Annotated in this window: 11 protein-coding genes; 2 read left to right on the top strand and 9 right to left on the bottom strand. The window is 56.3% G+C overall.

Translation table 11 applies throughout. The features are described from left to right. Window positions 1-23 precede the first annotated feature (23 nt). A complete protein-coding gene (locus tag TH4_RS06325; RefSeq protein WP_064780343.1) occupies window positions 24-1,403 on the top strand; it encodes an aspartate aminotransferase family protein in 1,380 nt (459 codons plus the stop codon). 278 nt (window positions 1,404-1,681) lie between these two features. Here TH4_RS06325 and TH4_RS06320 read toward each other — a convergent pair whose 3' ends face one another. From TH4_RS06320 to mutM, 8 genes are all read right to left on the bottom strand, one after another. Further along, window positions 1,682-2,278, bottom strand: a complete 597-nt coding sequence (locus TH4_RS06320) for a hypothetical protein (RefSeq protein ID WP_157097707.1) — start codon at window positions 2,276-2,278, stop codon at window positions 1,682-1,684. 179 nt (window positions 2,279-2,457) lie between these two features. Further along, window positions 2,458-4,914 (bottom strand): DNA topoisomerase (ATP-hydrolyzing) subunit B, encoded by a 2,457-nt coding sequence (gyrB, locus tag TH4_RS06315; RefSeq protein WP_064780341.1) that lies wholly within the window; start codon window positions 4,912-4,914, stop codon window positions 2,458-2,460. A 22-nt stretch (window positions 4,915-4,936) separates the two neighbouring features. Next, complete coding sequence (gene recF, locus TH4_RS06310) at window positions 4,937-6,094, bottom strand: DNA replication/repair protein RecF (protein ID WP_064780492.1); 1,158 nt, start codon at window positions 6,092-6,094, stop codon at window positions 4,937-4,939. Window positions 6,095-6,158: 64 nt separating this feature from the next. Then, window positions 6,159-7,277 carry a DNA polymerase III subunit beta gene (gene dnaN / locus TH4_RS06305; RefSeq protein WP_008888966.1) on the bottom strand — a complete coding sequence of 373 codons (1,119 nt, stop codon included), beginning with the start codon at window positions 7,275-7,277 and terminating at the stop codon, window positions 6,159-6,161. Window positions 7,278-7,606: 329 nt separating this feature from the next. Further along, complete coding sequence (gene dnaA / locus TH4_RS06300; RefSeq protein WP_083997005.1) at window positions 7,607-9,172, bottom strand: chromosomal replication initiator protein DnaA; 1,566 nt, start codon at window positions 9,170-9,172, stop codon at window positions 7,607-7,609. A 389-nt stretch (window positions 9,173-9,561) separates the two neighbouring features. Further along, window positions 9,562-9,822, bottom strand: a complete 261-nt coding sequence (gene rpsT, locus TH4_RS06295; protein WP_008888964.1) for a 30S ribosomal protein S20 — start codon at window positions 9,820-9,822, stop codon at window positions 9,562-9,564. 176 nt (window positions 9,823-9,998) lie between these two features. Further along, window positions 9,999-10,775: an enoyl-CoA hydratase gene (locus TH4_RS06290; RefSeq protein ID WP_063085970.1), complete on the bottom strand. Its 777-nt coding sequence runs from the start codon at window positions 10,773-10,775 to the stop codon at window positions 9,999-10,001. Between the two features lie 186 nt (window positions 10,776-10,961). Continuing rightward, window positions 10,962-11,801: a bifunctional DNA-formamidopyrimidine glycosylase/DNA-(apurinic or apyrimidinic site) lyase gene (gene mutM / locus TH4_RS06285; protein ID WP_008888962.1), complete on the bottom strand. Its 840-nt coding sequence runs from the start codon at window positions 11,799-11,801 to the stop codon at window positions 10,962-10,964. Window positions 11,802-11,976: 175 nt separating this feature from the next. Here mutM and TH4_RS06280 point away from each other — a divergent pair, with 175 nt between their 5' ends. Next, window positions 11,977-12,780: a TSUP family transporter gene (locus TH4_RS06280; RefSeq protein ID WP_064780340.1), complete on the top strand. Its 804-nt coding sequence runs from the start codon at window positions 11,977-11,979 to the stop codon at window positions 12,778-12,780. A 67-nt stretch (window positions 12,781-12,847) separates the two neighbouring features. On the opposite strand, the gene TH4_RS06275 is transcribed toward TH4_RS06280, so the two are convergent. Then, entirely contained in the window at window positions 12,848-14,056 is a 1,209-nt protein-coding gene (locus tag TH4_RS06275; RefSeq protein ID WP_064780339.1) for an MFS transporter, read from the bottom strand. Between the last annotated feature and the right edge of the window lie 152 nt (window positions 14,057-14,208).

Below are 14,208 nucleotides of genomic sequence, written 5' to 3'. Positions count from 1 at the left end.
CATCATCAGAACGGGAGTTTCACATGAACCATCGGCCGAATTCGCTCCACATGTCCGACATCGCGCATTCGATGCATCCATACACCAATATGCGACTGCACGAAGAAAAGGGCCCGATGATCATGGCCGAGGGCAATGGCGCCCGCGTCACCGACAGCGAAGGCAAGGAATATATCGAAGGTCTTGCCGGGCTTTGGTCAGTTGCGGTCGGTTTTTCCGAAACCCGTCTGGCCGATGCCGCCTATGCGCAGCTTAAACGCCTGCCCTATTACCACAGCTTTGCCCACAAGGCGCACGAGCCGTCGATCCGTCTGGCCGAAAAGCTGGTGGAAATGACGCCCGAAGGCCTGAACCGCGTGTTCTTTACCAATTCCGGGTCAGAAGCCAACGACACCGTCGTCAAGATGGCCTGGTTCCTTAATAACGGTTTGGGTCGCCCGGAAAAGAAGAAGTTCCTGTCGCGCACCAAGGCCTATCACGGGATTACGATTGCCTCGGGCTCGCTGACGGGGCTTGCCGGCAACCAGAAGGACTTCGACCTTCCGGCCATTCCGGTGACGCATCTGAGCTGCCCGCATTTCTGGCGTTATGGCGAAGAGGGCGAGACCGAGACCGAATTCACCGCGCGCCTTTTGAAGGAACTTGAAGACACCATCATCGCCGAAGGCCCGGAAACCATTGCGGCCTTTATCGGTGAACCGGTGATGGGTGCGGGCGGTGTGATGACGCCGCCGGAAGGCTACTGGCCAGGTGTGGTGGAAATCTGCCACAAGTACGACATTCTGGTCGTTTCCGACGAGGTCATTAACGGTTTCGGTCGGACTGGTGCGCGTTTTGGCTGTGAAAAATATGGCTTCACGCCGGACATTCTGGTGACTTCCAAACAGCTGACCTCATCCTACATGCCGCTTGCGGCGATTGTGGTGAATGACAAGGTCTATAACGCCATTGCCGACAACACCGCCAAACTTGGCAATTTCGGCCACGGCTTCACCGGCACCGGACATCCGGTTGCCTGTGCGGTTGGTCTGGAAAACCTCAATATCATCGAAGAACGCGATTTGATGGGAAATGCCAAACGTCTGGAGCCGATGTTCCAGGATGGCTTGCGCGCCTTTGCCGATCATCCGTTGATCGGTGAAATTCGCGGTGTTGGCCTGATTGCCGGCCTTGAGATGGCAGACAAGAAAACCAAACAGCCGTTTGGCAAACCCGGCACGGTTGCCGCCAAGGTCGTGGCCCTTGCCGCCGAGGAAGGGCTCATTTGCCGAAATGTCTATGACACGGTGGCACTCTGCCCGCCGCTGATCGTGACCGAGGATGATGTGCGCGAAATCCACGCCCGCCTCGGCCGTGCCCTTGACCGGGCGCTTGAGTGGGCGAAGTCCGAAGGGATGCTTTAACAGATTAAGCGCTGTAGACGCCTAACCCGGTGCCTGCGGAGCGCCAGAGAAAAGCCGGAGATGGGGATAGTCCGCATCTCCGGCTTTTTGAGTTTGGCGTTAAATTACAATAACGCTAACGCCTATATGTGGGGCTGGCCAAGTTGAGCGCATTCAACTAGACCCAGTCCTGGCAGGCTTCGATAATGGCGCCAATTAGGATGGAGAAAACGTCCTCCGCCTCGCCCACTACCTGAGCATGGGAACCTATCCCCTTGCTGTCGACTGCTTAGAAGGCTTCACCATGATGGCCTTAATAGGCCTTGAGACCATGCAATTAAAAGCAAACGAACCTGCAGACACAATGAAAAGAACAGTAAGTTTGAAAACCACTCATAAAATCCAACAAAAAATACTAAAGCAGATAAAATAGAAATACTCAGAATTGAAACTCTAGATCTTAAAAAAACATCATATTTCTTATATCTATTGAAATACTCTGCCATTCTTTTACTGCACTTATTGTCACACGCCACCATCATATTAGAAAAAAATGACACCATGTAATCCGCGTAATAAAAATCGTAATGATTCTTGAAAGAAAGATAAGTTGTTATGATTACATAACAAAAGGCCAAAATATAAGATATGAAATTCAACCTTTGAAACATCATCTCTCTCAAACCCTCATCACGATATCTTAGCATCGGATATAGCGCATACTTAAATATACGATGCTCTCCTGTACTAATATCCACCGTCATCGTCATCCCAAGCAGGCAAGGCGCTTCAAGTCTTCGCGCTTTCAAAGTTTGTTGCGCTTGCCCGCCATTGGCAATGGTAAACTCGACCCTGCCTCTCATATGCAACGGCACCCGGTCATACAATGAACTCAAACCCGTCTCGGCCTTGCACTTGAGCGGGCGCTTGAGTGCGCCTAACCCGAAGGGATGCTCTGATCTGAAAATCGCCGCGCAAAATTAGCACGCGAGGCGCACCAAAGAAAAAGCCGGAGATGGGTTTTCCCATCTCCGGCTTTGTTTTTCTTGGCGTGATCTTACAACGTCACGGTCGCTTATACGTCGAGGTTTGCGACCTTGAGCGCGTTCGACTGAATGAAGTCGCGGCGGGGTTCGACGACGTCGCCCATGAGGGTCGAGAAGACCTCCTCGGCCTCGTCGGCGTGGGCCACCTTGACTTGCAGGAGCGAACGAACGTTCGGGTCGAGCGTGGTTTCCCAAAGCTGATCCGGGTTCATTTCGCCAAGGCCCTTGTAACGCTGGACCGAAATGCCGCGGCGGCCATATTCCATCACCGCATTGACCAGATCGACCGGACCGTTGATTTTCCAGGTCTTGTCCTTGGCAACGAATTCCGCGCCCTTTTCAAACAGTTCGCGCAGTTCACCAAGGATACCGGCAATCGCGCGGGCCTCGGCCGAGCGCAGGATGTTGCCATCAATCACGTGGCGCTGTTCAACGCCGCGCAGCATCCGCCAGAGCACAATTTCATCGAGCGGTGCTTCGCCGTGCCAGCCGCGATCATAGTCTTCTTCAAGGGTATCAAGATGTTTGGCCAGCGTTTCGGCCGCCTCAAGGCGTTTGCCATCATCATCAAGCAAAGCCGGGTTCAGCGCACCGGCAAGGGTTGCTTGTTCGAGCACAGAAATCGGAAGCTTGATCGACAGCGGCTCCAGGAAGCCCTTGGCCTTACGCGCCAGTTCGACCACACGCACCAGATCCGGGCCGGCAAGCTGTTGCCCACCGGAAAGGGTAAGCACGGCTTCTTCGGTGCCCTGTGCGGTCAAGTATTGCTCCATCTCGCGGTCGTCCTTGAGATACTGGACCGAGTTGCCGCGTTTGGCGCGATAGAGCGGCGGCTGAGCGATATAGAGATAGCCGCGTTCGATCAGTTCAGGCATCTGACGATAGAAGAAGGTCAGAAGCAGGGTTCGGATATGCGCACCATCGACGTCGGCGTCAGTCATGATGATGATTTTGTGGTAGCGGGCCTTTTCGATATTGAAGTCATCACGACCAATACCGGTGCCCATGGCGGTAATCAGGGTACCGATTTCCTGACTTGAGAGCATCTTGTCAAAGCGCGCGCGTTCGACGTTGAGGATCTTACCGCGCAGCGGCAGGATCGCCTGGAAACCACGTTCGCGGCCCTGTTTGGCCGAACCACCTGCGGAATCACCCTCCACGATGAACAGTTCGGCTTTGGACGCATCGCGTTCCTGACAGTCAGCCAATTTGCCCGGCAGGGACGAGATATCAAGCGCGCCCTTGCGGCGGGTCAGTTCACGTGCCTTACGGGCCGCTTCACGGGCAGATGCCGCTTCGACTACCTTGGAGACGATCTTGCGCGCATCCTGCGGATGTTCTTCAAGCCACTGGGCAAGCTTGTCATTGACGATGTTTTCAACGACTGGGCGGACTTCGGACGAGACCAGCTTGTCCTTGGTCTGGGACGAGAATTTCGGGTCCGGAACCTTGACCGAAATCACGCAAGACAGACCTTCACGGGCATCATCACCGGAAAGGGCGACCTTTTCCTTTTTGGCGATGCCGCTTTCCTGGGCGTAGTTGTTGATCTGACGGGTCAGAGCAGCACGGAAACCGGCCATATGCGTCCCGCCATCACGCTGCGGGATGTTGTTCGTAAAGCACAGCGTGGTTTCGTGGTAGCTGTCATTCCATTGCAGGGCGACTTCGACGGTGATGCCGTCTTTTTCGCCTTCGATGCAAATGGCTTCTTCGATCTGACGCGCCTTGTTGCGGTCAAGATATTCGACAAAGGCGCGAATACCGCCTTCATAATGCAGTTTCATTTCGGTCGGTTCGCCACTGCGCTCATCACGCAGCGTCAGGATCACGCCAGAGTTCAGGAAGGCCAGTTCGCGCAGGCGGTGTTCCAACGTCGGCAAGTCGAAATCGGTCATGGTGAAGATTTCGGCATCCGGATAGAAGGTCACTTCGGTCCCCGAAAGCGGCGTGCCATCCGCGGTCAGCGGTGCATCACCGACAACCTCAAGCGGCTTGATCGCGTCACCACCGGAAAACTCCATGTAGTGTTCTTTGCCGTTGCGCCACACGCGGAGCTTGAGCAGCGTCGACAGCGCGTTCACCACCGACACGCCCACGCCGTGCAGACCACCGGAAACCTTGTAGGAGTTCTGGTCGAATTTACCGCCGGCATGCAGCTGGGTCATGATGACCTCGGCGGCGGAAACGCCTTCTTCCTTGTGCATGTCGGTCGGAATGCCACGGCCGTTATCGCGGATGGTGGCAGAACCATCACCGTTAAGCTGTACCCAGACGGTATCGCAGTGACCAGCCAAGGCTTCGTCGATTGCGTTATCGACGACTTCGTAGATCATATGGTGCAAACCGGTACCGTCATCGGTATCGCCGATATACATGCCCGGACGTTTGCGCACAGCTTCAAGGCCCTTAAGAACCTTGATCGATTCTGCGCCATACTCCTGCGACTGTTCACCAGTGTTCGGCGTTTCGGTTTCGTTGGTCATAGGGTCAGAACCTCGGCATTCACTAAGTGGTTTCAAGGGTCAGTGTGGCATCTTCCACGCGGAAGAATTGCGCACGACCGTCCAAACCTTCAAACAGCGCCCGGTCCGTGCCTGTCATCCAGGCCTGGACGCCAAGCGCCACGATTTCATCAAACAAGTGGCTGCGGCGTTCTGCATCGAGATGCGCAACCACTTCATCAAGCAACAAGAGCGGGCCAGCCCCGCGTGCCTTTGTCTGCAGGCGGGTATTGGCCATAATGATCGACAGCAACAACGCCTTTTGTTCCCCGGTGGAACATTGATCCGCCGACTGGCCCTTTGCATCGTGCCAGACCAGCAGATCACTGCGTTGCGGGCCGACCACCGCCCCGCCATAGGTCGCATCACGTGAACGTCCGTCGCGCAATGCGGCCCGCATTTTATCTTCGACCTCGACTGCTGGCAGGTTTTCCAGCCAGTCTTCAAGGTCCCCGGTCAGCGCAAGACGGGCGGCCGGAAATGGTCCGATGGCCATGGTCCCGGCACGACGCAGCCGTTCGAGCAATTCTGCACGTGCGACCGCAACCGCAATGCCATGGCGCACCATCGAATCCTCGATCGAGGTCAGCCATTTATCGTCAGCCTTGCCTTCCTTAAGCAGCTTTGCGCGTGAGCGCAGCGAATGCTCGTAGGCGGCAACGCGGCTGCTGTGATCGGGATCAAGGCCATATACCAGCCGATCCAGAAAGCGCCTGCGGGCCGACGGACCATCCAGGAACAAACGATCCATTTGCGGCGTCAGCCAAACCGCAGCACAGACCCGACCCAGGGCAGCCTGCCCACGCTGGGCCTGTCCATCGATGCGGACCGCACGGCGTTCGCGCCCCTGTTCAAGGGCGGCCGGATCAAGACCGGTGCCCAATTGAAACGCCCCGTCCGGCGTATCGACATCTGCCGCAACGGCCCAGGCCCGAAGTGCGCCGTTATCGGCTGGCGGGGTGCTTCGGGCGATTTCGCCCAGCTTGGCCCGGCGCAATCCACCGCCCGGTGCCAGAAGCGAAACAGCCTCAAGCAGGTTGGTCTTGCCCGCCCCGTTTGGCCCCGTCAGCACGACCGGCGAGCTGTCGAGCGACAGGCGCAGGCCTTCGTAACAGCGAAACTCGCTGAGCTGGATGCGGGAAACAGCAAGACGGCTTGTCATCGACACCCCGTCTTTTGGCATGAGGTTATTGGCAAGAGCAGCCACAGCTTGATCGTACTAACCGTCAAACACGCATCGGCATCAGAACGTACAATGCCGAAAGGTCGTCGGTGTCACGCAGGATGGTCGGGCTGGATCCGTCCGACATCAGAAGGTTCAGGGTGTCGCCCTTTACCTGCTTGGCGATGTCGAGCAGATAGCGCGAGTTAAAGCCGATTTCGATATCCTCGGCATCATAGTTGATTTCAAGTTCCTCGGACGCGGTGCCGTGTTCGGGGCTGGAGGCCGAAAGAGTCAGGGTATTGCCCGACAGAACAACCTTTACCGCACGCGATTTTTCAATCGAGATCGCCGATACACGGTCGACCGCATCGGCGAACGCCTTGCATTCGATATCAAGGGTCTTGTCATTGCCCGACGGGATCACGCGTTCGTAATCCGGGAAGGTACCGTCAATCAGCTTGGAGGTCAGAACCGCATCGCCAAAGCCAAAGCGGATTTTGGTATCAGACAGCGCGATATCGACGGCTTCGCCGGTTTCCTCGATCAGTTTGCGCAGCTCACCAACGGTTTTGCGCGGCACGATGACGCCCGGCATGTTTTCCGCACCATCGGGCAGCGGCGCTTCTACGCGCGCCAGACGGTGACCATCGGTTGCAACCGCGCGCAGGATCTTGGTGCCTTCGGCGTCGGTGGCATGGAAATAAATACCGTTGAGGTAGTAACGGGTTTCCTCCGTCGAGATCGCGAACTCGGCACGATCAATCAGGCCGCGCAGTTCGGCGGCAGCCAGACCGAAGCTGACCGGAAGGTCGCCACCCGACATTACCGGGAAATCATCAACCGGCAGAACGGCAAGATTGAACTTCGAACGACCGGCAGAAAGGGTCAGGCGGCCTGCACCCGGCTCAAGCGAGATTTGCACCTGGGAGCCTTCGGGCAGCTTGCGCACGATTTCATAGAGGGTATGGGCAGGGGTCGTGGTCGCGCCCGGTTCGGACACCTCAGCCGTCGTGGTTTCGATGACTTCGAGGTCCATATCGGTCGCGGTCAGCGCAAGACGATCATTCTCTGCCCGGAGCAAAATATTGGACAGAATCGGAATGGTGTTACGTCGTTCAACAACGCTTTGAACATGGGTCAGCGATTTCAACAGCGCCGCGCGTTCGATGGTCAGCTTCATGCCCGTCCTATCCGTCTGTCAGTATTCGTTTAACAAATTGATTTTTAATCGGTTTTCTTACCTGACCCACACCCTTTCGGGTGCGGAAATCGCATTATAACATGCTGGCTTGGAAATCGAAGGATTTTTACGGCCTAAACCCAAGCAAATAAAAGGAGTCGGCGGACAAAAATACGCCCCGCACGCGCAAAGCGGCGCAAACCGTGCGACTCGCAGTTTCGACGATAAAATTGCAGCTAAAAATCCAGCTGATTCAAAAACAAAATCCGCCGGAAAACACGGCGGATTTCATCATGAACAGCAACATTTCGATACGCTTTTACGCGCAATCAGCTTTCGAGCATCCGACGCAGCAGATCGATATCTTCGCACAATGACGGATCGGTTCCGTGCAGTTCTTCGATCTTGCGCACGGCATGCATCACCGTGGTGTGGTCACGACCGCCAAACTTGCGACCGATTTCCGGCAGCGAGTGGGTGGTGAGCTGCTTGGACAGATACATTGCCACCTGACGCGGACGGGCGACCGCACGGGCACGGCGGGCGGAATGCATGTCGGACACCTTGATGTTGAAATGCTCGGCCACGCGTTTCTGGATTTCCTCGATCGAAACCCGGCGCTCGGAAGCGCGCAGAACGTCGTGGAGGATGTCCTGAACCATTTCCAGCCCGATCTCGCGACCGACCAGCTGGGAATGAGCAATCACGCGGTTAAGCGCGCCTTCGAGCTCACGCACGTTGGCGGTGATCTTGTGGGCAAGGAATTCCATGACCCGCTGGGGCAGTTCGACACCCTGACGTTCAGCCTTGGCCTCCAGGATGCCCAGACGGAGCTCGTAGGTGGTGGCGTGAATATCGGCAACAAGGCCAGAGCCCAGACGCGAACGCAGGCGTTCTTCGATATCTTCCAGATCGGATGGCGATTTATCCGCAGACACAATGATCTGACGGCCCTGATCGACCAGCGCGTTGAAGGTGTGGAAGAATTCTTCCTGGGTCGAATCCTTGCCCGAGATGAACTGGACATCATCCACCATCAGCACATCGACCGAGCGGAACTGGTCCTTGAAATCGACCGTGTTCTTGTCGCGCAGCGCCCGAATAAAGCGATACATGAATTTTTCGGCCGAGAGGTAGATCACCGTGCGGTGCGGCTGGGTGCGGCGGATATGCCAGGCAATCGCGTGCATCAGGTGGGTTTTACCAAGACCAACGCCACCATAGAGGAACAGCGGGTTGAACGGCACCGATTCGGCCTCTGCCAGACGGCGGGCGGCGGCATATGCGAACTCGTTTGGCTTGCCCAGCACGAAGTTATCAAAGGTGTAGCGCGGATCCAGTGCAGCCGAGATGCCATCATCAGACATACTGGCAATCGCAGTGCGGCCCGATCCGTTTGACTGGGACGGCGCACTGACCACGGTGTTGTTTTCCGGGGAATGGCTTGGGGAATGGCCTGAGGACTGGGAAGTGCGCGCGGATTTGGTGCGCGCGGTCGTGGCGTTTGCCGATGTCGACTTGGTCGAAGAAGAACCCGAAGCAGACGCATCGTTCTGCGCAGTCGCGCCCGAAACGATATTGATTTCAACGAAATGCACATCGGAATCTTCGGCGTGCCAGAAATTCTGGATACGGTCGAGATAGTGCTGCGTCACCCAGTCACGCATGGCACGAGTCGGTGCACCCAAACGGGCCACGCCGGCTTCTACGGCCATCAGGGCAACGGGCTCCAGCCAGTAACGATAGGCTGTTGCGCCAAATTCGGCGCGCAGCTTTTCGCGTACGACTTGCCAGGTTGCCACTGCGTGATCATCAAGTGCTGCGTGCTGGTCACCCGCAATCCCCCCGTTGGATTGCCCAAGTGCCGATTGTGTGTCCCTCACGGCGTGCTGCACTGTAAGAACCTTTCCCCGATATCCCGATTTCACCACCACAAAGACCGCAAAAGACAAAACGATACTGTGTCGCGTTGATCACCGCAGTGACCAACACGTTGGCCTTCCACAAAATCAGGAAGTGTACTCGCGCCTTTTGTTTTTAGTTCTTCGTCACTGGTCGCTTTGCGCGGCCTGCGAAGTTCAAACACTGTACTGATGTGACCCACATCAGGCAAGGCGATCTTTAACAGAACGTTAAAAGGATTTCGCAACCAAAACGGCCCTTGTTTTCTGCGGTTTCTTGCACCCGCGCAACCAAGGAACAAAAGGTGATTCTGCGAAATCCGGGCAGCGAAAAGGCCGCACCCGAGGTGCGGCCTTCGACTCGCCATCCCGTAAGGGATAAATTAAAGCGCTTTGATACGCGCGGTCAGGCGCGAAACCTTGCGAGCAACGGTGTTCTTGTGCAGAACACCAAGCTGTGCGCCACGCGCCATTTCCGGCTCAGCGATTTTCATCGCAGCCAGAGCAGCATCTTTATCGCCAGTGTTCAGCGCAGCCTCGACCTTCTTAACGAAGGTACGAATGCGACCGATACGTGCACCATTAACTTCTGCACGTGCGGCGTTGCGGCGAATGCGCTTCTTGGCCGATTTATGGTGAGCCATTGCGAACCTGTCTCTTCAAACAAATGTTACGTAATTCGGAGCGCGGCTTATAGCTCTGTCCGAAACCCTCGTCAACCCCCGATGCCGCCAATTTCTGCGGCTTCGGACTCTTTTGCGCCGCAAGGCAGATATGCAGGCATGGAATCAGAGGTCAACTTGCCCTGATCACCCCGCAATCAGCGGTGCTTGAACGCGGGCTTACGTTTCTCGCCAAAGGCTTTCATGCCTTCGGCGCGATCTTCGAGTGCGAAGGTCGAATGGAATTCGCGACGTTCGAACATCAGGCCCTCGGTCAGGGTCATCTCATAGGCCTTGTTGACCGATTCCTTGACCTTCATCGATACCGGGCCCGAGAAGGAGGCGATCTTTTCGGCCAGTTGCATGGCTTCATCGAGCAGCGAGTCGGCCGGAACGATTCGCGCGACCAGTCCGGCACGCTCGGCTTCCTCGGCATCCATCATGCGCCCGGTCAGGCACATTTCCATCGCCTTGGCCTTGCCAACTGCACGGGTCAGACGCTGTGTCCCGCCCGCACCGGGAATGGTGCCGATGGTGATTTCCGGCTGACCGAACTTGGCGGTGTCGGCGGCAATCATGATGTCGCACATCATCGCCATTTCACAGCCACCGCCCAGTGCGAATCCGGCGACCGCTGCAATGGTCGGCTTGCGGCAGCTTGCAACCCGGGTCCAGCCCTTGGTGATGAAGTCGTTCTTATAGACATCCATATAGTCGTAATCGGCCATTTCCTTGATGTCGGCACCGGCGGCAAAGGCCCGTTCCGACCCGGTAATGACGATGGCGCGGATGTCTTCATCGGATTCGAAATCATCAAGGGCAGCACCGATATCCTTGATCAGCGCGTCACAAAGCGCATTGAGCGCCTTGGGACGGTTCAGCGTGATCAGGCCGACATTGCCCTTTTTCTCGGCGATGATGTTTTCATAAGACATGCAAGTGATCCTTTTATCGCTGTTCGGCCCGCGGGACTCCGGGGTGTGAGTCGCTGTGGGGTTATCGGGCCGATTCGCCTGAAACCATAATTTGATACTGTTTTACCGATTTTGATCCCGGGCCGCAACCGAACCTGTTATCGGCGCCATACCTTCCCCGACTTTCAGAGACGGGTACAGTCCATCTTATTTCTGGCAGGTTGGGCAGAAGAAGGTCGACCGGCCGGCCTGAACAATACGCGCGATGGTGCTATCGCAGCCATCGGCGATGCAGGTTTCGCCCTCGCGGCCATAGACGCGGAAATTGTGCTGGAAATAGCCAAGCTCGCCATTGCTTTGGCGGTAGTCCTTAAGGCTTGAGCCACCGGCAGCAATCGCATCTTCAAGCACCAGACGGATTTCACGATACAGCCGTTCGATCTCGCCGGGTTTTAGATCCTTTGCCAGACGGTCCGGTGCGATGCCCGATCGAAATAGGGCTTCGCAGACATAGATATTGCCAAGACCAGCCACCAGTTTCTGATCCAGTAATACGGTCTTGATCGGACTTGCCCGTTTGGCGATTCCCGCTGCCAGAACATCGGCATTAAATGCATTGCCAAGTGGTTCAGGCCCGATACCGGCCAGCATTTTGTGACTGGCGACCTCGTCGCCCGCGATCAGGGTAATGACACCGAAGCGCCGCGGATCGTTGAACCGCACCACAGCCCCATCGGCCATGACGAAATCGACATGGTCATGCTTGCCCGCTTCGGGCACCTCGACAGTCGGATCATTGTGAATGGTCATGCGACCAGACATGCCAAGATGGATCAGCAGCACCTGCCCGTCATCAAGGTAGCCCAGAATGTATTTTGCCCGCCGGGTCAGCTGATTGATGGTGCGCCCGGCCATGCGATCAACAAAACCCTCCGGGAAGGGAAAGCGCAGGTTCGCACGTCGCTGTACCACATGATTGACCACCCGTCCTTCCATGACGGGTGTCAGACCACGGGTGACTGTTTCGACCTCTGGCAATTCGGGCATATCTGGAACTCATATAAACAAGGGTGTGTGACTTTTAGACTACGGCTTGCGCGCAATTCAACGACTGAAATCGATCCCACTGGACGCGTGCCCGCAAAGCCATATGATGTGCGCTGTTTTGACAGACCGCATCGGCCCCAGTTGTGCGTCCGCGCCCCAATTTGAAAGCGACCAGATGGAATTTGGTTTTGATCTTTTAATGATCCTGTTTGCGGTTGCCACCCTTGCCGGTTTTGTCGATGCGATTGCGGGCGGCGGCGGGTTGATTACCATCCCGGCCCTGTTGTGGGCGGGTGTCACCCCGGCCCAGGCATTGGCGACCAACAAGTTGCAAGGCAGTTTTGGCAGTTTCAGTGCGTCGCTTAATTTCATTCGCAAGGGGCATGTTGATCCGCGCGATATGGTCTTGGCGATTGTCCTGACCTTTGCCGGATCGGCGCTCGGCACGGTTCTGGTGCAAATGCTCGATCCCGGTATTCTGATGACCATCCTGCCGGGGCTTTTGATCCTGATTGCGCTTTATTTCCTGTTTTCGCCGCGTGTGGGTGACATTGACGCCCATCAGATGATTGGCAAAGCCACCTTTGCCTTTACCGCCGGGTTTGGCATCGGGTTTTATGACGGCTTCTTTGGGCCGGGCACCGGATCGTTCTTTTCCATCGCCTTTGTCGCCCTGCTCGGCTTCAACATGACCAAGGCCACGGCCCATACCAAGGTTCTGAATTTCACCTCGAACTTTGCATCCTTGGTGATGTTTATCGCCGGGGGTGAGGTTGTCTGGATTGTTGGCGGGGTGATGGCCGTTGGTGCATTGATCGGGGCACAGATCGGATCACATATGGTGATGAAGGTCGGTGCACGTTTGGTAAGGCCGCTTCTGGTCGTCACATCAATCGCAATATCGATCAAGCTGATCATTGATCAGTATGGGACCACCATCAGCCAAAGCTGGGATCAGATCCGCCACTGGGTAAGCTGAGCTCGACCATTTATCGACCGGACAAAGAAAAACCCGTCAAGCTTCAGGCTGACGGGTTTTGTTTTACTCAGGCGCTGGCGCCGTTTTCGACAAGGACTTCGTCGCGGCGATCAAGCAAATGGCTCCAGACCGTTGCCAACAGGGCCAGAACGGCAATCGCCGCCCCCAACCACGGGATATGCTGATAGGAAACGCCCTGGGTAATGGCGATACCGCCAAACCATGCGCCCGCCGCATTGCCAAGGTTAAAGGCACCCTGATTGAGAGTGGAGGCAAGGTTGGGCGCATCGGATGCCTCGTTCACCACACGCATCTGAAGCGGGGACACCAATGCAAAGGCCACCACGCCCCACAACATCACGGTTGCGACTGCCGGAATGACCGATGTCAGCGTTTCGGTAAACAGGGCAAGAATCGCAATCAGCAAAGCAAAAGCCATGATGATGGCGGGCATCAACCGCCAGTCCCCCAAACGCCCACCGATATAGTTGCCGACAGTCAAGCCAACCCCGAACAGCAGCAACACATAGGTTACCTGTCGCGGGGTAATGCCGGTGATTTCCTGAAGCATCGGGGTGATATAGGTAAAGACGCTGAACAAGCTAGCCGAGGCCAGAACCGAAATCAGCATCGCCAGCAGAACCTGTTTTTTGCCAAGGGACTTGGCTTCAAGCCAGAGACTGCCGGTCGATGCGGCAATCTGGCGCGGCAGGGCAACATAAAGCGCGCTGGCGGCAACAACACCGATTGCCAACACTGCCCAGAAGGTCGAACGCCAGCCAAGTTCCTGACCAAGGGCCGTGCCAAACGGCACGCCCAGCACATTGGCCAGCGTCAGACCGGAAAACATAAGGGCAATCGCCTGAACCCGTTTATGCGGCGCGACAAGGTTTGATGCGACAACAGCGCCCAGCCCAAAGAACGCACCATGGCAGAACGCAGTAACCACACGGGCCGCCATCAAAAGCCAGTAATCAGGGGCAATCGCACACAGGAAGTTGCCGAGAATGAAGATCGAAATCAGCAGCAACAAGGCCCGCCGGCGGTCCATGCGCGCGGTGGCAATCGCCAAAAACGGCGCGCCAAAAGTCACACCAAGGGCATAGCCCGTTACCAGCAGCCCGGCATCGGGAATGCTCACACCAAGATCAAGCGCCACATCGGGCAGAAGGCCCATGATGACAAACTCGGTGGTGCCGATCCCGAATGACGCAAGGGCGAGGGCCAGAATCGGCAGATTCCCGAAAGATCCGGGGCGGGTGACGGTATCTGTCATGTCAGAATATCCAGATCAACTTTGGCGCAGGTGACGCGGGGGGCGCGGGTGACGCGGCCAACGTTTTGTGCAACTGCGAGATATGCATCATGCAGCAAATTTTGAAACGATTCAATTCTGAGATAATGCGGTGAACAAATCCATCGCGAAAT

Source organism: Thalassospira tepidiphila MCCC 1A03514 (genome assembly GCF_001662875.1).
GTDB classification, from domain to species: Bacteria; Pseudomonadota; Alphaproteobacteria; order Rhodospirillales; family Thalassospiraceae; genus Thalassospira; species Thalassospira tepidiphila.
This window is presented reverse-complemented; position numbering and strand designations above follow the sequence as displayed.